Annotated in this window: 14 protein-coding genes; 6 read left to right on the forward strand and 8 right to left on the reverse strand. The window is 45.7% G+C overall.

Annotated features, from left to right (window positions below; genetic code table 11):
• Positions 1-91 precede the first annotated feature (91 nt).
• Together ACLD71_RS09870 and ACLD71_RS09875 are read left to right on the forward strand one after the other, a co-directional pair.
• Positions 92-2,194 (forward strand): alpha-galactosidase, encoded by a 2,103-nt coding sequence (locus tag ACLD71_RS09870; RefSeq protein ID WP_411994476.1) that lies wholly within the window; start codon positions 92-94, stop codon positions 2,192-2,194.
• Positions 2,195-2,260: 66 nt separating this feature from the next.
• Positions 2,261-3,964 (forward strand): solute:sodium symporter family transporter, encoded by a 1,704-nt coding sequence (locus ACLD71_RS09875; RefSeq protein WP_137672309.1) that lies wholly within the window; start codon positions 2,261-2,263, stop codon positions 3,962-3,964.
• Positions 3,965-4,039: 75 nt separating this feature from the next.
• Here ACLD71_RS09875 and ACLD71_RS09880 read toward each other — a convergent pair whose 3' ends face one another.
• The 3 genes from ACLD71_RS09880 to ACLD71_RS09890 are packed head-to-tail and all read right to left on the reverse strand — an operon-like array spanning position 4,040 to position 7,115.
• Positions 4,040-4,789, reverse strand: a complete 750-nt coding sequence (locus ACLD71_RS09880) for a LytR/AlgR family response regulator transcription factor (protein ID WP_411994478.1) — start codon at positions 4,787-4,789, stop codon at positions 4,040-4,042.
• Positions 4,777-5,799: a sensor histidine kinase gene (locus tag ACLD71_RS09885; RefSeq protein WP_303554370.1), complete on the reverse strand. Its 1,023-nt coding sequence runs from the start codon at positions 5,797-5,799 to the stop codon at positions 4,777-4,779. Before ACLD71_RS09885 ends, ACLD71_RS09880 begins: the two co-directional genes overlap by 13 nt.
• Entirely contained in the window at positions 5,796-7,115 is a 1,320-nt protein-coding gene (locus ACLD71_RS09890; protein WP_411994480.1) for a hypothetical protein, read from the reverse strand. Before ACLD71_RS09890 ends, ACLD71_RS09885 begins: the two co-directional genes overlap by 4 nt.
• 252 nt (positions 7,116-7,367) lie before the next feature.
• On the opposite strand from ACLD71_RS09890, the gene galE reads away from it, so the two are divergent.
• Genes galE through galK form a run of 3 tightly spaced genes read left to right on the forward strand, consistent with a single transcriptional unit; the run spans position 7,368 to position 10,680 of the window.
• Positions 7,368-8,387: a UDP-glucose 4-epimerase GalE gene (galE, locus tag ACLD71_RS09895; protein ID WP_411994482.1), complete on the forward strand. Its 1,020-nt coding sequence runs from the start codon at positions 7,368-7,370 to the stop codon at positions 8,385-8,387.
• Between the two features lie 54 nt (positions 8,388-8,441).
• Positions 8,442-9,503 (forward strand): UDP-glucose--hexose-1-phosphate uridylyltransferase, encoded by a 1,062-nt coding sequence (locus tag ACLD71_RS09900; protein WP_411994484.1) that lies wholly within the window; start codon positions 8,442-8,444, stop codon positions 9,501-9,503.
• 10 nt (positions 9,504-9,513) lie between these two features.
• Complete coding sequence (gene galK, locus ACLD71_RS09905) at positions 9,514-10,680, forward strand: galactokinase (RefSeq protein ID WP_411994486.1); 1,167 nt, start codon at positions 9,514-9,516, stop codon at positions 10,678-10,680.
• Positions 10,681-10,845: 165 nt separating this feature from the next.
• On the opposite strand, the gene ACLD71_RS09910 is transcribed toward galK, so the two are convergent.
• The 4 genes from ACLD71_RS09910 to ACLD71_RS09925 form a co-directional block, all read right to left on the reverse strand.
• Positions 10,846-13,119: a beta-galactosidase gene (locus tag ACLD71_RS09910; RefSeq protein WP_411994488.1), complete on the reverse strand. Its 2,274-nt coding sequence runs from the start codon at positions 13,117-13,119 to the stop codon at positions 10,846-10,848.
• Between the two features lie 448 nt (positions 13,120-13,567).
• A complete protein-coding gene (locus tag ACLD71_RS09915; protein WP_303509151.1) occupies positions 13,568-14,029 on the reverse strand; it encodes a YhcH/YjgK/YiaL family protein in 462 nt (153 codons plus the stop codon).
• A gap of 178 nt (positions 14,030-14,207) precedes the next feature.
• Entirely contained in the window at positions 14,208-15,569 is a 1,362-nt protein-coding gene (locus ACLD71_RS09920) for an RICIN domain-containing protein (protein ID WP_411994489.1), read from the reverse strand.
• Positions 15,570-15,796: 227 nt separating this feature from the next.
• Complete coding sequence (locus tag ACLD71_RS09925) at positions 15,797-17,245, reverse strand: aldehyde dehydrogenase family protein (protein WP_411994491.1); 1,449 nt, start codon at positions 17,243-17,245, stop codon at positions 15,797-15,799.
• 335 nt (positions 17,246-17,580) lie between these two features.
• On the opposite strand from ACLD71_RS09925, the gene ACLD71_RS09930 reads away from it, so the two are divergent.
• Positions 17,581-18,360 carry an FCD domain-containing protein gene (locus ACLD71_RS09930; RefSeq protein ID WP_137672298.1) on the forward strand — a complete coding sequence of 260 codons (780 nt, stop codon included), beginning with the start codon at positions 17,581-17,583 and terminating at the stop codon, positions 18,358-18,360.
• A 70-nt stretch (positions 18,361-18,430) separates the two neighbouring features.
• Here ACLD71_RS09930 and ACLD71_RS09935 read toward each other — a convergent pair whose 3' ends face one another.
• Positions 18,431-20,044 (reverse strand): MFS transporter, encoded by a 1,614-nt coding sequence (locus ACLD71_RS09935; protein WP_411994494.1) that lies wholly within the window; start codon positions 20,042-20,044, stop codon positions 18,431-18,433.
• Between the last annotated feature and the right edge of the window lie 82 nt (positions 20,045-20,126).

A 20,126-nucleotide genomic window follows, 5' to 3' on the forward strand; every position in this document is an offset into this window, starting at 1 on the left:
CTTCATCACGCATTAAAACCGGTTTGTTAGTTTATTAAGCAATAAAAGCGCATATTGCGCCCAATGTTTACGCAAACACATGGATATAGCGATGAGCCAGATTATTCACCTTAGTAGCAAAAATTGCAGCCTGATTATTAAAGTTGAACGTGTTCCCGAAATTTTGCATTGGGGAACCAAGATTGAACAAATTGATGAAGATTTACTGCTGTCTACTGAGCGGCCGATTTCACAAGCACGTTTAGACGTAGATGTACCCTTAACGCTATGTCCTGAGCTGGGCAGTGGTCATTTTAATGCACCGGGTATTGAAGGACACCGCAATGGATTTGATTGGGCGCCGGTGTTTACCACCACCAATCATTACGCTAGTGATGGTTGCGCGGTGTTCACCCTACGCGATGAGGTCGCTAACCTAGAGCTAAGTATTGAGATTGAATTAGATTACGACAGTGATGTGGTGAAAAAGCGTATTACTGTGACCAACTTGGTTCATACCAAATACTACCTCACTAAGTTGTCTGCTACCTTGCCGTTGCCACATCATGCTAACGAACTAATGACTTTTCATGGCCGCTGGAGCCGAGAATTTCAAACCCACCGCCAAGCGTTCTCTCACGGTGGATTTATGCAGGAGAATCGTCGCGGTCGTACATCGCATGAAAACTTCCCAGGGCTATTTGCAGGCAGTAATAACTTTGACCAACAAAATGGCCAAGTGTGGGGTTTCCACCTAGGCTGGAGCGGTAATCACCAATTGCGCGCCGATGTGAAAAGTGACGGCCGCCGGTTTGTTCAAGCCGGTGAACTGCTATTAGCTGGTGAAGTACGCCTTGATTATATGCAAAGCTACAGTACGCCGTGGTTATATGCTTGTTGCAGTAATACCGGTTTAAATGGCATTTCAGATCGCTTTCACCGTTATGTTCGCGCCAACATCATTCATTTCCCAGAGAACAAACCTCGTCCGGTGCACCTTAATACATGGGAAGGGATCTACTTTGAACATGATCCTGAATACATTATGAAAATGGCTAGCGAAGCCGCCGAGATGGGCGTAGAGCGCTTCATCATTGATGATGGCTGGTTTATTGGCCGCGATGGTGAGCGCAGTGCTTTAGGCGATTGGTACCTAGATGAGAAAAAATATCCTAATGGCCTAGAGCCAGTTATTGAACACGTGAACCAACAGGGCATGGAATTTGGTTTGTGGGTCGAGCCAGAGATGATCAGCAAAGATTCCATTTTGTTCCGCGAGCACCCAGAGTGGGTATTGGAGCTTAAGGGTTATCACCAGCCTTCAGGCCGTTGGCAGTATGTATTGGATCTACAAAACCAAGACTGCTTTAAGTACTTATTTGAACGTTTAAGTGAATTGCTGACGCGTTACAATATTGCCTACCTTAAGTGGGATATGAACCGAGAATTGGTGCAGCCTGGCCATATTGGTCGCCCAGCAGTAAACGGCCAAACCAAGGCCTTATATGCCTTACTCGACAAACTACTTGCTGCTCACCCTAAAGTTGAAATTGAGTCTTGTTCGTCCGGTGGTGGTCGAATCGATTTCGAAATTCTTAAACGTACTCACCGTTTTTGGGCCTCTGACTGTAACGATGCCTTAGAGCGCCAAACTATTCAGCGTGGTATGAGCTATTTCTTCCCACCAGAGGTAATGGGCGCACATATTGGTCCTGGAGAAAGCCACACTACTCGCCGTTGTCACCATATCAATATGCGTGGCATGACCGCGCTTAGCGGCCATATGGGCGTAGAGCTAGATCCTGTCAAAGTCGACCCGCAAGAGAAACAAGCATTTGCTCATTACATTGCCTTGCACAAGCAGTATCGCCAGCTGTTACACACTGGCCGTAGTTTCCGTTTAAATGCTTCAGACCATCGTCAGCATATCAACGGGGTGCAAAGTGACGACGAAATGTTGATTACTGTTTGCCAATTAGCCATGCCCGATTACGCCTTGCCAGCTCCTTTACGAGTGAGTTGTGTAGATGAAAATGCGCACTACCAAGTAAAGCTAGTAGAGATGCCAGAAACCAGTTTTCAACTGATGAAGCAGCGCCCAAGTTGGCTTGATAAAACTCTCACCTTGAGCGGCGACAACCTACGAGAGATTGGCCTTACTTTACCGATTCTCGATCCAGAATCAGCACTAATGGTGCACCTAAAACGCATTTAACCAACAATTTTTGTATTCACCGAGTGGCCAGTGACCGCCACTCGCCAACTTTATGAAGGATTAACTATGTCTATAACAGTGTTCTTATCGTTCTTGCTGTTTACTGGCTTTGTTGGGGTGTTTACCTACAACAAAGTGAAGAAAAACAAGCACGATTCACAAGATGGCTACTTTCTCGGTGGCCGCAGTTTAACTGGCGGCTTAATTGCTAGCTCGCTGATTTTAACCAACCTTAGTGCCACCAGTTTTGTGGGCATGAGTGCCCAAGCTTACACTCACAATATGAGTGTAATGGGCTGGGAAGTGGCGTCGGGCGTTACCTTAGTCATTATTGCGCTGTTATTAGTGCCGCGTTATTTAAAGCAAGGTATTACTACCATTCCAGACTTCTTGGAAAGCCGTTACGACTTATCGGTGAAGAAGTTCGTTACCTTGCTATTCTTGTGCCAATACGTGATTAACATTCTGCCTACCACTTTGTACGCAGGTGCAGTGGTACTGGGCGAGATCTTCGATATTCAAACCTTACTGGGTGTTTCAGAGTTTGCTGCGATTGCAATTATCTCTGCCACTATTGGTATTCTCGGCTTTTTCTACGCCATTTATGGAGGTCTAAAAGCAGTGGTGATAGCCGATACGATCAATGGTGTTGGTTTGATCATTGGTGGTTTAATGATCCCAGTGTTTGGTTTAATGGTGCTAGGTGGCGGCAGCTTTGGTGACGGTTTACACCAAATCATTACTGTTGCGCCAGAGAAGTTACAATCGGTAGGCACATCCAGTGACCCACTGCCGTTCTCAACGCTGTTTACCGGTTTGCTTTTAGTAAACTTATATTATTGGGGAACCGATCAATCGATTATCCAGCGCGCTTTAGGTGCTAAAAACCTTAAAGAAGGCCAGAAAGGGGTGATTTTAGCCGGTGCCATTAAGGTTATCTCGCCACTATTTTTGATTATTCCAGGCATTATTGCATTTCATATGTTTGGCGCCGACGCAGGCAACCCAGACACTATGTACACCCGATTAGTGAATGAAGTACTGCCAAAACCATTAGTGGGCTTTTTTGTCGCGGTAATGTTTGGTGCCATTCTTAGTACCTTTAACGGCGTACTGAACAGCTCAACAACCTTGTTCGCGCTTAACGTTTACAAGCCATTATTTGGCGAGGGTAAATCAGACCAAGAACTGGTAGCTAAAGGCCGAATCTTTGGGGTATTGATTGCCATTATTGCAGTATGTATTGCCCCGTTTATTATGTTTGCGCCAGAAGGTCTATTCCAATACTTACAAATGGTTGCCGGCTTCTTTAGTGTGCCAATTTTCACCATTGTATTTGTAGGTTACATTTCAAAACGGGTACCCGCTATTGCCGCTAAAGTGTCGTTAGTTGTGTTTGTATCTTCTTACGCAGCGATGCAGTTGGTATTTGAAACGCCGCTACACTTCTTACACCAATTAGCGATTTTGTTTGTGGTGTGTACCATCTTAATGTTTGTGATTGGCGCCATTAAACCGCGTGAGCAGGCCTATGTGATGCCAATTAATGAAAGCATGGACGTTACGCCGTGGGAATTCCGTTTTGAAGCCTCAGCCGTGGTGCTTTATATGGTGCTAGGTGCCTTCATTATGTTCTCTGACGTGGGCCTAATGTCAGACGATCCAACGATTATGCAAACCTACGGTTTCTGTGGCTTGATTATGTTAGTGGGGATCTTCTTTAGACATATGAAACGCAAGCAGCTGCAACCAGAGGTTGAAGCAGGTTAATTCCTAGTTCGTTGTGTTATTTGCCCAGCTAATTAGCTGGGCTTTTTTGTATTAGAGGCGATAATGAGTCAGCGCTTACATCGCTTTAAACAAATGATTAGCGCTGCGGCTAACGGGGTATTGGCTGCCATCCACTAACTCTACTGTTAGCTTGCCTAACATGTTCTTGTTAACGCGCTTAATGCTATTCACTTTGACTAAGGTGGAGCGATGAATTTGCCAAAAATGCCCTGGCTGAATTTGTCCCAGCAACTCTTTTAGCGGTGTGCGAATAACATACTCACCTTGCATACTGCGCACCGTGGTGTATTTATCTTCGGCAACAAAAGCCAATATACTGTCTATGGCCACTAACTCTACCGAGTCACCTTTACTGGCTTTAATCCACTGCAGATGTTGCGGCTTGTCGTCCAGTGCCGTCACTAGGGCTTGTAAGTCATAGTCTGGTTTGGCTTGCGGGCTAGCTTGGCGCTGCTGAATCCGTTGGCAGGTTTGTAATAAACGCTGTTCATCAAGCGGTTTTAGCAAGTAATCAATGGCTTGCTGCTCAAAGGCTTGTACGGCGTATTCATCAAAAGCGGTGGTAAATACAATGTGCGGTGGTTGCTCAAGTTGATTAAGCTTTTGGGCGACTTCTATGCCTGTCATGCCGGGCATGCGAATGTCTAAAAATACAATGTCGGCGCCGAGCTGTTCTACGGCGGTAAGTGCACTTGGTCCATCGCCGGCTTTATCTACTATGTCTAGTTCTGGCCAGCATTCAGCTAACATTTTGTCTAAGTGAAAGCGCAATAGCGGTTCGTCATCAACAATTATTGCTCGCATGGAAACTCCAAGGTAGCCAAGGTGCCACCGCTTGCTTGTGGGCTTATGCTCAAACTTGCCTGATTAGGGTAAAGGCTGGCTAAGCGCTGTTGAATATTGGCCAATGCCATACCATTACCTTGTTTCGGTGATGGCTGAAAACCGATGCCAGTATCACTAATTGCTATCTTCCAGCGCTGGTCTTGCATCGCGATGTGAACACTCACATCGCCGCCCTCAGGTTTGGGTTCAATACCATGAAACACTGCATTTTCTACCAGTGGTTGTAACAACATGGGGGGGATTTGTTGTTGCGTGAGATTAGGGCTGTCTAATTCAATATTAAACTGCAGGCGCTCGCCTAAGCGAATTTGCTGAATCGCCAAATAAGCGCTAATTCCTGCTACTTCATCTTCTAAGCGAATGCTTTCTTGGCGGCTCTTTTTAAGGGTGACTCTGAGTAGCTCGGTAAACTTATCTAAAAGCACCTCAGCTTGTTTGGGTTCTACTGCGATGAGGGCTTTTAAGTTGGCTAAGGTATTAAATAAGAAATGCGGTTCTATTTGGCTTTGCAATAACTGAAGCTGGCTGTAGGTAAGTGCTTGCTCTGCTTTAAGCTTTTCTAACTCGGCAGTTTGTAGGGCAGAGGACATTTCAAGGTTTTGTTCTCGGCTAAAAAAGTAGTAGTAAATTGCCGCGCAAAATAGCAGGCCAATCAAGACAACTTTTAACATTAATGGCCAATTAAAATTGTCGTAATAAGGGCTGATCCAATACCAAGTGTGGGCGCTGCCTAAGCTTAAGGTGATAGGGGCGCTGAGTACAAAACTCCAAAAGGTATCTAGTTTAGGGAAAAGCCAGTCGATGAGCATGGTAGCCACGGTGCCCACGCAGCCAAATACTAAAGCAATAATAAAGTGCATCCAGTATGGGCCGCCCCAAATCGCATTGGTTAGGTATGCTATGGGAATAGAAAACAATGCACATATGGCTAGCGAACGCCCTAGTGATTTATAGCAATTCGATTTCAAAAGCGTCCCTCAAGTTTTATTAAGCCAACTCTACTTTCTGGTAATAATTGGTAAACGGCGTTGTCAGCACCTCCAAGATAACGCAGCCTTGCACCAAGCGTCCATCCTTGGACAAATTCATAGTCCAGCCTTGCTGTGGCGATCACGCCGCCATCTTCAGGCGCTAGCATTAAGTCAAAGGCTGGTTGCCAATCGTCTATATCGCGATGCCAATGCAGCATCACATTGTGTTGCATTATATTCTGTCCGTTAAACACAGCGCCCTGCGAATAGCGTAGTTGATTCAAACCACCATCCTGTTGGGCTAAATAGCGGCTAACATCGGCTACCTTTTGCCACTGCTGCTGGCTTAATGCGCGGTTATCAAACCAATATTCCACTATTAGGTTGTCACCGGCTAAGTTTGCCCATGTCATCCCCAGCAGCGCTTGTATGCCATCATCAAACTCTTGCTCAGAGATGGGAGCAACTTGGCCAATGTTGGTTTGTGTTAAGTGGCTTACCATGCGCCGGTAATGTTGCTGGTAACGGCTCTCGGCGTGCACTTCCCAGGCATCACCAAAGGTACTTACCCAACTGCCGCCTAAGTTTAGTGCCCGTTGATTATCGTAGTAAGCAAGGGTTTGCCATTCACTATTATTGCTAAGTTGATACCAGCGCAAGCCTGCTCCACGTTGTTGTAAACCTTCTGAATCTGTCGCCAAATAAGAATCAGTGTAAAACAGCGCGTATTCACCATTGCTACTAAATTGGCTTAGGCTAAACACGCCTACGCCTTCTTCTACTTGAATCGCGACAGGGTTGCGCCGGTAGGGTAAAAACATGTCTAGTGGGCGGAATCCATAACTCACCCCTAGGTCGATCCTTTGCTTGCCAACGAGTAAGTCACGTTCGGCCAGTTCTGTTTTCCAAAATAACTCAGCAAGAATCAAGTCATGTTGATTGTCTTGTTTTTGTTTGCTCTGACTCAGCGCGACCAGCTGCCCTTGCAGATTATGGTATTGTGGATACCAGCGTAAGGCGGCATCGGCAAACCATTGGTCTTGGCTGGCAAATACCGGGCTAGCCGATGCTTGAGCGTAGCCGCTGTCTAATTCTAATTGCCATTGTTGCTGCCAAGTTGCATGGGCACTAAGGCTTATCAAAGCAGCAAAGCAGTAACTACATATTCGAATACCAAGCAAAATGCGTCCTAGGTCAATTCCTTTTAGCCTTAGCATAAAGCGCTGCTGGCAAAGCTTAGGGTAAATGCGATAAAGGGGGATTAACTCAGATAAACGGTTAATTGTGGGTGTTGGATAATCATTCTGATTCACCAAAGAGCAGCACTAACACGGTTTTCTTACCGTTTTTGTTTAATATTGTGATCTTTTGGGTAAACGTTTTCCCTTGGTGGTGGGGTGTATTTGTGCAGAAGATCAAGTTTATGGTGGGATTCGTTGACTTTTCAATGAATAGTTGTGGAAACGTTTTCCCTTTTTGTGATTAAATACTGTTAGTTGGTTCTGAACGGTCGTATAACGCGGCCATAAAGTATGGGTAAGGCGCTCAATCAATAAGGAGAGCAAATGAATAAGATCTTAGTAACTGGTGGCATGGGATACATTGGCAGCCACACTTGCGTGCAAATGATTAACGCCGGTTTAACTCCGATCATTCTGGATAATTTATGCAACAGTAAAAGTGAAGTGCTGGCGCGTATTGAAAGCTTAACTCAACAACAACCGGTTTTTTATAAAGGTGATGTGCGAGACCGCAGCGTGCTAGAAAAGATATTTAGCGAGCACAAGATTGACTCGGTGATTCACTTTGCTGGCCTAAAAGCCGTGGGCGAGTCGGTGCAAAAGCCGTTTGAGTATTATGATAACAACGTAAATGGTTCTTTAGTGCTGATCGACGTAATGCGAAAAGCGGGCGTGAAAAGCATTGTATTTAGCTCATCAGCTACCGTTTATGGCGAACCCAGCGAAATGCCCATTAATGAAAACACACCTACCGGTGATGTAACCAATCCTTACGGGCGCAGCAAATACATGGTGGAAGAGTGCTACCGTGATATTCAATTAGCCGCACCTGACTTAAGCGTTACTTTGCTACGTTACTTTAACCCAGTAGGTGCCCATCCAAGCGGCACTATGGGTGAAGATCCGCAAGGTATTCCTAACAACCTTATGCCGTTTATTGCCCAAGTGGCAGTAGGGCGTCGCGAAAGCCTATCAGTATTTGGTGATGATTACCCAACACCTGATGGCACTGGTGTTCGCGACTATATCCACGTAATGGACTTAGCCGATGGCCATGTAGCCGCGTTAACCAAAGTGGGCGAGCAAGCAGGCTTGCACATCTTTAACTTAGGCACCGGTAAAGGCAGTTCTGTTCTGGAAATGCTTAAGGCCTTTGGCAACGCTTGCGGTAAAGATATTGCCTATGAAATTTGCCCGCGCCGTAACGGTGATATTGCCGAATGTTGGGCTGCTACCGACAAAGCCGAGCAACTGCTGGGCTGGAAGGCTAGCCGCAGTGTTGAAGATATGACGGAAGATACGTGGCATTGGCAATCCAATAACCCTAACGGTTACGACAACTAGAATTTTAGAAATAATGAGCGCCTCAAAAGGGCGCTTTGAACGGAGTTAGACCCCATGTTAAACACAGACTTTGACCCTACCGAGCATCCGCATCGCCGTTATAACCCCTTAACGGGACAGTGGATATTGGTGTCGCCGCACCGTGCTAAACGCCCCTGGAGCGGCCAAGATGAAGCACCGTCTACGGCGACGTTGCCGAGCTACGATGCTGGCTGTTTTTTGTGTGCTGGCAATACCCGTGTATCGGGTGATAAAAACCCGGATTACACGGGCACTTATGTCTTTGGTAACGATTTTGCTGCACTGATGACCGATTCACCCAGCGTACCCGCTGCCACCGACCCCTTGTTTACCAGCATGGAAGCCCGTGGTTTAAGCCGGGTGATTTGTTTCTCGCCAGACCACAGTAAAACTCTGCCGGAGTTATCCACCACGGCAATTCGTGGCGTGATTGATACCTGGAATGAACAAATTGAAGAATTAGGTAAAGACTACCTGTGGGTACAAGCCTTTGAGAACAAGGGCGAAACCATGGGCTGCTCGCAGCCTCATCCACATGGCCAAATCTGGGCCAACAGCTTTCTACCTAACGAGATTGAGCGTAAAGACCAACACTTGCGCGATTATACCGCCCAGCACGGCAGCAACTTGCTGGTGGATTACGCTGCTCGAGAGCAAGCCGATGGCAGCCGTACCGTGGTGGAAACTGAACATTGGATAGCGGTCGTGCCGTATTGGGCTGCTTGGCCTTTTGAAACAATGCTCATGCCTAAAACCCATCTTCGCCGGATGAGTGAGCTCAGTGATGCTCAGCGTGATGATTTAGCACTGGCGATGAAAAAACTCACCAGCCGTTACGACAACTTATTTCAATGCTCATTCCCGTATTCCATGGGCTGGCACTATGCGCCGTTTTTTAAAGAAGGCGATACCACGACCGAACACTGGCAATTACATGCCTTGTTCTACCCACCGCTATTGCGCTCAGCCAGCGTACGTAAGTTTATGGTGGGCTACGAGATGTTAGCGGAAAGCCAACGAGATTTAACCGCCGAGCAAGCGGCCAGCAAACTGCGCGACCTTAGCGACGTGCATTACAAAGAACAACAGGACTAAGGAGCTGCGCATGACCCAACGTCAACAACACCTCATCGATACGGTCAGCAATGCCTTTATCAATATGACGGGCTCAGCCCCTGCAAGGCTGGTTCAAGCCCCAGGGCGGGTAAACTTAATTGGTGAACATACCGATTACAACGACGGCTTTGTGCTGCCTTGTGCCATTGACTACCAAGCCGTGGTAGCGGCTTCACCGCGCAGCGATAACATCGTGCGTGTGGTATCGGTAGATTACGATAACCAAGTGAACGAGTTTGATATTAGCCAGCCGCTACAGTTTGATGAAAGCTGCATGTGGGTAAACTACATTCGCGGCGTCATTGATTGCCTGCAAAAAGAAGGCTTCACCCTTGGCGGCGCCGATTTAGCGGTGAGTGGTAACGTGCCACAAGGCGCTGGTTTAAGCTCATCGGCTGCCCTTGAAGTGGTAATTGGTCAAACCTTTAAAACCCTGTTTAACCTAGCCGTCTCGCAACAGAAATTGGCGCTGATTGGCCAAGCGGCGGAAAACAACTTTGTAGGGTGTAACTGCGGTATTATGGACCAGCTTATCTCCGCCGAAGGTAAAGCCAATCATGCCCTACTGATTGATTGCCGCTCGCTAGAGACGCAAGCAGTGGCCATGCCAGAAGACATGGCGGTGGTGATAATCAACTCCAACAAAAAACGCGGTTTAGTGGACAGTGAATACAATACCCGCCGCGAGCAATGTGAAGCCGCCGCGAAAGGCTTAGGAGTGAGCTCACTGCGTGATGTGAGTGAAGCCCTGTTTGCGGAAAAGCAACACAGCCTAGACCCATTGGTGGCCAAACGCGCCCGCCACGTGATAACTGAAAATGCCCGCACCTTAGCAGCAGCCGAGGCCCTAAAAGCCAACGACATGGCGACCTTGAGTGTACTGATGGAGCAATCTCATGCCTCAATGCGTGATGATTTTGAAATCACCGTACCGGAAGTGAACTGCATTGTAGATATCGTGAAACAGGTGCTAGGCCACCAAGGTGGCGTACGCATGACTGGCGGTGGCTTTGGTGGTTGTATTGTGGCGCTTATGCCGCCTCAATTGGTCGATAAGGTATGCCAAGCAGTCGAGCAGCAATACCAAACCGTGACCGGTTTAAAAGAGAGCATTTACGTGTGTAAGGCGATGCCAGGTGCTGGTGCAATAAATTAAGCCTCTTGCCGCAAACATTCAGCAGATAAAAGCTCGGCCTTGTGCCGGGCTTTTTTATTGCTGCTAATTCCGCCTTAAAGCTCTCTCAGTACAGTATCCCTAGTAAATATAACGAGCTAAAAAAAAGAGGAGCAAGCTCCTCTTTGTTGTTGCCTAAATCAGGTCTCAGTCTTTGGTTTTGCCAAAGCGGCGTTGATACATATTGCCATTTACCCGTTTAGCGGCATCTACCATTGGTTGGTAGGGGACATCAGTAATGCCAACAAAACCTACGTTGTAGTTCTCGCCGTCAAACGAGCGACCGGTGATAGGGGAGTCAATGTACTGGAACCAATGTGCGCCCACAAAGTAAGGGTTATCAATCACCGAATTAAGGTAATCTTCAAACATCTCCCCGCGCTCGGATTGATCGTTCGCGGTAACTAGGCCAGCATGGTAGAAGCCTTCTTTAACGCCAATATGGAACTCACCAATAATGCTTGGCATATCTACTTCGGCTAAGAACTTCCAAGGTTCAGGGTGCAAACCTTCTTTGTAGTAGTTGTAACTGACAACGTCTACGTGTTTGGCTGCGGCTCTTACTACCTCAGGGTTGCACCCCCAGTCGGCAAAGCGAGCGCCTAGGTATAAGTGATTTGGGAGTTGTGCTTTTAACGACTCATTCACCACCTTGAAGTACTCACTGGCGTAGAGTTCTAATAACATCGAGTAGTCGTTAAGCTGAGCCTCGTTATGGCCAAGGTCGGTGAGACCTGCAGCCACATCTTCCCAAGAGCTAATATCGCTTTGCCAAGCTTGGTTGAGCTTATCTATGCTGCTGTATTTGTCTTTTAAGGCTTGAGTGAACACCGCTTTAGTTGGGCTGTCTTGGTCGCTGCGACCCAAGGTATGGGTGGCGATGCCATAATGGCTTTTCACCGTGTCCATGCGGCCCCAGCTCTTTTCATTGTCGATGAAGATACCTACACACCAAGGTGAACCTTTTATCTCGGCGTTAACTTGGCTAACGGTGGCTTCGGCGCGCTCTCTAAACACTGGGTCGAATGGGTCTGGTAAAGGCGCCCAAAAGTCATCCCCACTGGTGACGGTTTTAAACTCACCAATGATCCAGCCATTGGCAAAATAAGGGATTTTTTTATTATCGTAAAACTCTGGTGCTGTCCAATTACCCAAGCAAGAGAAGCCCCAGTTGAGCATGCGATCCATGGTTACTTCGCGCCATTTTGCCATGTAGTCTTGGCCATCTTGCCCGTATTTACGCTGTAAGTTTGCCGAGTAAAAACTAAAGATCTCACCGCGATCTACTGGTCCTTCAAACAGCTCACGCATGTAGCTGTAATGTTCCGCCAATGGGTCATCGTAATCTGGCAGCCACTCAAAAAAGTCTCTACGGGTTTGGTTCGCGACATAGGCAGAATCAAAAGCTTGCTGGCTAATTTCCAATTTTTCTTTTGAGTCTTCAGGTGTCACATCATCGTTGTTGCGTGCAGCAACGGTAGAGTGGTCGTAATCTACGCCGGTGATGGTAAATGAGTTAGCTAGGCGAATAATATCTAAGCCGGTGGCAAAGTAAGGGTAGCCATCCGGGTCAACCAAAGACCATTTACCCTCAATTTTTTCAGCGCGGAAGTAACCGCTAGCGTCCAATTGCGGGCCGCCGGTAAAACCGCCAAAGCGAGAGCGTTGCGGCATGGCGCCTTGTTCTAAGCTTTTAAGTTCGGCGGCAGTGACTGAGAGTAACTGTTCTTCAGAATGAATTTTCTCTGCGGTGTCCACTGCAGCATTTTGACCAAACTTATCTAAGCAGCCTTTAAGAAAGTCGGGATTGCTATCGGGGGTGAGAATTACTCTAAAGTTGTCTAATACCAGTTGGTGATCGATTAAAGTGCCATGAATACTTAATTCAATTTTAGCCACTGCACTGAGGTCTATATTCATTTCTCCCCACATCCAGGTGGCGTAGTGAAATGGCGTATCCCAAGAGGCAGGGTTAGAGCGAAAACCCGATTGATAATTAAGGCCACCTTTAAGGTATTCGCCTTCTAATTCATTAAGGTAGGTTTTACATGAGTTGCCTTGCACGTTAATACTGCGACTATGCATTTGCCCCTGTTTATCAAAGATGTTGATGAATATTTGCGTAGAGCGTTTGCCTAGGTTTGTGGCGTCAAATGCAAAACAAAAGTGGGGCAATTGGCTCCAATCAAATGGCTGTTCTGGTTCAATAAAAATAGAGGTGTAGAAGTTCTCTTTACTGCGTGTACTAACTTTTAGTGCTTGCTGGCCAGCGGTAACGCCTTGACCGCTGCCAACAAGCTCGGCGTCTACGTTACTGAAGCTAAATGCTGAAGGGATTTGATCGGCAAAATCATAAATCAAAATCGATGTTTCGTGCTCAGAGATAACGCGAGCATCCTCAGCCGATAAGCGTGTATTCATTACTTGTCCTCGTAATATAAGCAAGCTACTGCTCGGCCTAAGGTGGTCACTAAACCACAAGATTAAACAATAATAAGCGTAAGGCTAGTCACTGTTAAGGCTGAGGTGCTGCCGTTAAAGCGAATTAAAATTATCTGAGTCTATTAATTGCTTTTACGGCTTTTGTGTCAACCAAATTGTAAAAATTGGATAACCAATCTTATTAATATGTGAACCAAGGCACGACTTGGTTTTTCACACCGAGTCGCTTGAGTTGTTTTCGCTACTGATGGGCTTTAATAAGGCGCGCGTTGTAGGCTAATCTTGGGTTAGTTATTTCAGTGGTGTTTTGAGAGAAGCGGATGCGAGATAAGTCGAAAGAGCGCTTAGCTTGTTTAAGCTAAGCATCTTCACATGCTCCAAGTAGATTTAGAACTAGGTGCTAAAGAGGGACTCTAGATACAAGGTATTACAGTGCAGTTAATGGAATTTTGATCACGGCTTTTCGTACTTTCATCGGCGCTGATACCGCGCAAAGTGGGCGATGAACTTCATTTGGGAAAAATACGGCAAAATCACCTTTTGCGAGATGTACCAATTGCTCGTTACTGGCTCGCTCAAAAAAAGCGACATCATTTTCTAACTCGGTTAAGCGCAGAGCGTCTTCGGCAAGTTCGTGGGTATAGCCAATGTTTTCCTCACCTTCTAGAACCACTTGAATATCAAGATACTGCTTGTGGATCTCGGCTTTACGTTTTTCAAAGGGTTCAGTTTCAGGGGACATCAGTAATACAAAAACTGATTCATCCGATAAGGTATATTTACCATCGGGTTGTTGCTGAGCAATGGCCATTGCCTCATCAATCCACTTAGGAAAAGACGGGTTTACATAACTCACTAAAGAGAGTTTGTTTACGTTTCCAAATAACATCTTACTACTTCCTGTTGTTTAGGTTTTTGGTTTAAGGGGATAAAGCTGACTGTTTGGCTGCTAAGAGCGTTACATTGTTATGTGGTCTTAACGCGCTGAGCAAACGTCATAAACAGGAGGCAAACGCTCCTGTTTATGACGTTGAGTGGCTTGTAGTGAATATTTTGCAATAGTGTACTTACAAGAACTTGAAGCGCTGGTTAGTCGCGCCAGTGCAGGCCCATTGCCTAATCTGTCCACCATTTGCGTTTGAACTATTGGCTACCTCTAAGCATTTTCCGCTTTGTTTATTTCTAATTTCAAACGTATTACTGCCCTTGTCTTCTAGGCTCCATATTTGATTAGAGTTGGCGTGATTACATACCCATTGATGCACCTTAGCGCCATTTGCCGAGCTGCCAGACGCAAGCTCCATACAAAGCTGACTTACCTTGGCATTAATGCTGTATTGATTGTTGGCTATTTTAGTAAACTTGAACCGTTGATTGTTGTTGCCCGTGTTACACGAATACTGCTGGTAAGTACTGCCATTCCATAAGGCGCCATTGATTACATCAACACAACGATTGCTGTGTGCCAGTTGTAAATTGGTGTAACCACTCGGTGGCGTAATATCGCCAGTAGGTGGTGTAGTTGAACCACCCGTTGGTTTGTATACGCGGATCCAATCTACATACATCTTGTTTTTATCACTATCGGCTAAATCTGCATCAGTGGCGATGTGGCCTGCTTCAGAGCGCCAAGAGTGGTCTTCAGTATCAATAATAATGAAGGCTTCTTGATCCATGTTGTAGCGGCTCTTATCAAGAATGGCACCGGTGTAATCTTTGTCTTTCATTACCACTTGGCTCCAAGCGCCTTTTGTGGTTTTTTGACCATCGATGTAAAAAGTAACGTCTGTTGGACTCTTCCAATACACACCAAAGCGGTGGAAACCGTCACGCCAATAGTTTCCCCAAGTGGGCGTGAAGTGCGTCTGGTCGTTGTAATCGTTTTTTATCGAGTTGTCGTTATTACGGAAGAAAACATGAAAGTTGGTCGACATGTTCTTGGCATACCAATCTTGGCGAGCGCCACCGTATACCTCTAATACATCTATTTCACGCTGGTCGTTTTCGCTTAACAACCAAAAGTTGGAAGAAAGCTCTAAGTTACTCACCTTGATACTGGCTTCTAAAAAGATGGGGTATTTTACTTTGGTTTTAGAGGTGATGACCCCTGCATTTACTTTATTGGTGCCCTGGCGACGCGAAGCGCTAATGATGAGGTTGCCGTCACCAACCCACGATTCATCGCTCGACCAGTGAGTAAGGCCGGGGCCTGTCCAGCTATGAAAGTAACTGTCTTTCCATTTACCGGTAAACGTGCTGGTTTTGCCTGAGTAGTTAAAAGAGTCAGAATAGTTTTGTTGTAACTCCCAAGATTGTCCTGCGTCTAGTTCGACAGGAATGGGGATGTTATCCCAATCAGCAGCTGTTGCATTTATTGCTAAGCCAATACTGCACGCCATTAAGATTGAATGTTTGGTGAATCCTTTCATTGTTTATCTCCCTGGTTAAAGTGCAAGCAAATATCGCATGCTTATTAACCTATTTTTGTGATTTGGTCGATCAATTTCGTTCTTTTGTTAACCTTTTGTTGTGAGTGTGAGCTAAACAAGATTTTGTTGATGGGAGTAGGCATTAAACATGAGGGCTAAAAGCAAAAAGGCCTTGGTATTACTACCAAGGCAAAGTGCTAACAATTGTCAAAAAGGAATAGAAATTCTTACTGGTAGTTCAAGTAAATGGTTTTCTTTTGCAGGTAACCCTCCAATCCGTACTTGCCGTCTTCGCCGCCAATACCACTGCGTTTAAAGCCAGTGTGGAAGCCGTTTAGTAGTTCTCCGTTCGGGCGGTTTACGTATATTTCGCCCACTTCTAACTGATTTACTACTTGCATGATTTTTCGCATGTCATTGGTATATACATACCCAGACAAACCCAAATCAATATCGTTAGCGTATTGCAACGCTTGTTCAAGGCTATCGATAGGCATGGCTGCGACTATTGGGCCAAACACCTCTTGCTTCATAATGTCCATGTCATTGGTAACATTGGTCACCACGGTAGGTTCAAACCAATAGCCTTTAGTAAACTCTTGGCCAGCAGGCTTGCTGCCACCACAGGCGATTGTTGCGCCGTCGGCCTTCGCTTTTGCGATCATTTCAACGAGCTTTTCTACTTCGCGAGCATTAACTTTTGGCCCTACATTAGTGCCTTCAAGCATGGGATCGCCAACCTTAAGTTGTTTAACTTTGGCAATGAATTTATCCATGAACTCAGCGTAAATGCTCTGATGGATGTACATACGCTCATTAGAGGTACAAATTTGGCCGCAGTTGCCAAAGCCAGAGTTAACTGCAATCTCAACCACTTCATCTACGTTGGCGTCGTCCAACACAATGAAAGGAGCTTTGCCGCCTAGCTCTAAATTCAATGCGGTGATGTTCTCTGATGCAGAGCGGTACAAAATAGAGCCCACTTCAGAGCTACCGGTTAAGGTCACAAGCTTGGTGATAGGGTTACGAACCAATTCGTCACCCACTTCGCCGCCTAAGCCTGAGACAATGTTTACCACCCCTTTAGGGAAGCCGACTTGTGCAATCAACTTAGAAAATTCTAATACAGTTAATGGCGTGTCTGCTGGCGGCATCACTACCATGGTATTGCCAGTGACTAAAGCGTTGCCGAGTTTACGAGCAGCCAGTGCGAGAGGGTAGTTCCAGGCTAATAAACCCACGGTTACGCCAAATGGAACACGCTGGATCCAAATTTGCTCATCTTGGTTTTCGCTAGTAACTATTTCGCCTTCGATACGTCTTGCTGATTCTGCTGCGTAGCGCAAAAAGCCTACTGAACCTGCCACTTCACCGCGAGCATCGCTAAGTAACTTACCTTGCTCTTGAGTTAACATTACAGCGTAGCGTTCTGCTTCGGCTTCTAGGGCATCAGCTAGCGCGCTAACTAAGTCTGCTCTTGCTTGAGCGGGTAAGCTGGCCCATTCTTTTTGGGCTAACTCAGATGAACGTAAAGCTTGTGCTGCTTCTTCGCGGCTGGCTTGCGGCGCATAACCCACTACTTGCTCATTAGTAGGGTTAACAACTTCGATGGTGTTGCCTGTTGCGGATACTCGCCATTCGCCATCAATAAATATTTTGTGTGAAACTGTGTTCATCTAACGTCCTTTAGATTGTTAGTTGAATTAATCTGGTAAACCAATTTGTGTATTTAAGCTTAACTGGTTAACCTTTTCAGTGATGAGAGTCACATCTTGCTTCAATGGCCTACTTGCCCTGCCGAGATTTGATAAGTATTTTTGAAATATCATGTGTTTAATGTAGATTTTTGTATTAGTAGTACAATTTCGGACAAAATGAGACCTGAGTAGATAAGGTTGACTACAAGTTTGCGCTAAAAGGCGGTACTATTCCGGATTCGGTCTAGAACTTAGTTGAATTGATTTACCAAAAACTAAGTGGTTTAAATTTTTTTCAAAGGTTAAATTGCATTATGGCTAAGATGGATACCAAGCGACGCTATTACGATATTGGCGTTCAAATCGAAGAGCTGTTGTTTTCTGGAGTTTTTAAAGCGGGCGAGCGACTGCCATCGGAGCGAGAGCTAAGCGAGCGCTTTGAAACGAGCCGGGCAACCATTCGCGAAGCGGTTATTATGCTTGAGTTGAAAGGTTTAGTTGTGGTGCGCCAAGGCGCGGGTATCTACTTTATCGATTCACCGGAAAAAGTCAGCAAACGCACCATTTTACCAAAAAGTGATGTGGGGCCGTTTGAACTACTGCAGGCTCGACAAATTATCGAGAGCAGTATTGCAGGGTTTGCTGCCACCCAGATTAAGTTTAATGAACTGCGTGAGTTAAAACGTGTATTGCAGTTACAAGAAAGCGAAATTAACGGCGATAGTGAAAGGTTTGAAGAGCTTGATCAGCAGTTCCATAGCTTGATTGCTGAGTCCACTCAGAATCGAGTATTAATAAATCAAGCGGTAGACATGTGGAGTACGGTACGTACTACCAACCCTTTGTGGAATGAGCTAAATCACCAGTTTCTACATGAAGAGCGTTTACAGTCAATGTGGATTAATGACCACAAACGTATTTTGTTAGCCTTGCAAAAGCGTTCCCCAGAAGATGCCAAACAAGCGGTATGGCAGCACATAGAAAACAGTAAGCAAGAGCTACTTAAAATTGCCAGCTCAGATAATAGCGACACGGATTTAGACGATTACTTCTTTGCAATGGAGTTCGACAGTAACTTTACTGAAAGCCATTAAGCTAGCCCTGTTTAGATGAAGAAAGCCGCTAATCGTTAGCGGCTTTTTTTATGATTTTTCTTGCTTCTAGCTAGGCAGCAGGCATACCAGAACTGGCTTCTTCTTGTTCACTGGGGGCTGAATTCCTTTTGCTTTGGCCTACCAAGGTACCTTCTATCTCTTCAATGGTTTTGTTTTTGGTTTCTGGGAGTAGGGGCCACAATAGTACTAAACCTATTAAGCCAAACATTGAATACATTAAGAAAGTATTGGCCGCGCCAAAGGTTGCTAGTTGCCAAGGGAAAAACTGTTGAATGAGGTAACTCGCGATACTGGTCACCAAAGCAAACATTGGGATCGCTACGCTACGTACTGAGTTGGGAAATATTTCCGAAAACAATACCCACATAATAGGGCCAATTGAGATATGAAAGGCGGCGATAAACGCCAAAATACCAATCAAAATCAGCATTGGATTAACGCTAATGGCTGCTTCAATAATGTGCCCTTCGTTTAACCTTAAGGTGTTTGCGTCGTAGTTGCTGGCGAGCATTTCTTTAAAGCTTACGTCGTCTTCAAATTGCTTACCTATTTGTGTGGTGAGCGGGGTGGTATCAATCACTTCTTCAAGCTTATCAATAGTTTGTTGGTTAACGCTATAAGTGGCATTGCTAAAGCCGTACCAACAGGCTGCATGGCTTAATACCACGGCCACTAAACCTAGTATGAGTAGCGGTCTACGACCTACTTTGTCGATAAAGAAAATTGCTAGTACCGTAAATACAACACTGGTTATACCAATATAAATGGCTTGCTGAAATGAGGCATTGAGACCAAAGCCAATTTGCTCAAATACCGTAGGCGCATAAAAAAGAATGGCATTCATGCCGGTAATACCCTGCACCACAGCCATAATAAAACCAATCGCAAAAACGGTTTTCATGGGTGATGAAAACAACAGTTTAAGTTGCTGGATAACGCTTTCGGTATCTTTATGCTCATTTAGGTTCTGTTGGATCTCTGCCTGTACTTCAATAGCTCGTTGCTGCGGCAGTATCTTGTTTAATACTGCTAGCGCTTGGTCATGTTGGCCTTTCATTGACAGCCAGCGTGGGGATTCAGGCACTCTAAATAACAGGATTACCCAAGCTAAAGCGGGAATAAGTTCCGAGGCCAACATTGTCCGCCAAATAGTGCTAGGCGAAAACAGCAGTGAGTTTTCACTGACATGAGTCACTAAGTAGTAATTAATAAAATAAGCGGCTAATAAGCCAATCACAATATTGAACTGGTTGGCCGATACAAGCTTGCCGCGTTGTTTAGCGGGGGCAATTTCACCAATGTACATTGATGCGAGTGACAACGAGCTAAAGGCAAGGCCGCCAATAAAGCGAGCGATGGTCAGCATCATAAAGCTGGTTGCCATTGCCGACATCAGTGCCGAGAATAAATACAACACTGCCACAATAATCAGTGTTTTCTTACGGCCTAAGGCATCGGCTGCTTTACCTGCAAAAAACAACGCGATAATAGCGCCAAGGCTTGGCGCGCCAACAACCGTACCAATTTGAATGTCGCTAAGTGAAAACTCAGAGGCTATGTAGCGCACTGTGCCAGAAATAATGGCTGCATCTAGGCCGAATACAAAGCCGCCGATAGCAACGATTAACGCATATTTATAGGCATTCCATGTTTTTATGTCCATTTCTTATCCTCAGGGGGTAATATTCGACAGCTATTTAAACACCTTTGGATAACCAATTTGGCGATCAAGATCGATATTGGTT

The organism is Agarivorans sp. DSG3-1, assembly GCF_046774965.1.
Lineage (GTDB): Bacteria > Pseudomonadota > Gammaproteobacteria > Enterobacterales > Celerinatantimonadaceae > Agarivorans.

What these genes read in the sequence shown, in the direction of transcription:
- ACLD71_RS09870 (WP_411994476.1), top strand. Translation starts at nt 92, where the DNA reads ATGAGCCAGATTATTCACCTTAGTAGCAAAAATTGCAGCCTGATTATT.
- ACLD71_RS09875 (WP_137672309.1), top strand. Translation starts at nt 2,261, where the DNA reads ATGTCTATAACAGTGTTCTTATCGTTCTTGCTGTTTACTGGCTTTGTT.
- ACLD71_RS09880 (WP_411994478.1), bottom strand. Translation starts at nt 4,789, where the DNA reads ATGCGAGCAATAATTGTTGATGACGAACCGCTATTGCGCTTTCACTTA.
- galE (WP_411994482.1), top strand. Translation starts at nt 7,368, where the DNA reads ATGAATAAGATCTTAGTAACTGGTGGCATGGGATACATTGGCAGCCAC.
- ACLD71_RS09900 (WP_411994484.1), top strand. Translation starts at nt 8,442, where the DNA reads ATGTTAAACACAGACTTTGACCCTACCGAGCATCCGCATCGCCGTTAT.
- galK (WP_411994486.1), top strand. Translation starts at nt 9,514, where the DNA reads ATGACCCAACGTCAACAACACCTCATCGATACGGTCAGCAATGCCTTT.
- ACLD71_RS09910 (WP_411994488.1), bottom strand. Translation starts at nt 13,119, where the DNA reads ATGAATACACGCTTATCGGCTGAGGATGCTCGCGTTATCTCTGAGCAC.
- ACLD71_RS09915 (WP_303509151.1), bottom strand. Translation starts at nt 14,029, where the DNA reads ATGTTATTTGGAAACGTAAACAAACTCTCTTTAGTGAGTTATGTAAAC.
- ACLD71_RS09920 (WP_411994489.1), bottom strand. Translation starts at nt 15,569, where the DNA reads ATGAAAGGATTCACCAAACATTCAATCTTAATGGCGTGCAGTATTGGC.
- ACLD71_RS09925 (WP_411994491.1), bottom strand. Translation starts at nt 17,245, where the DNA reads ATGAACACAGTTTCACACAAAATATTTATTGATGGCGAATGGCGAGTA.
- ACLD71_RS09930 (WP_137672298.1), top strand. Translation starts at nt 17,581, where the DNA reads ATGGCTAAGATGGATACCAAGCGACGCTATTACGATATTGGCGTTCAA.
- ACLD71_RS09935 (WP_411994494.1), bottom strand. Translation starts at nt 20,044, where the DNA reads ATGGACATAAAAACATGGAATGCCTATAAATATGCGTTAATCGTTGCT.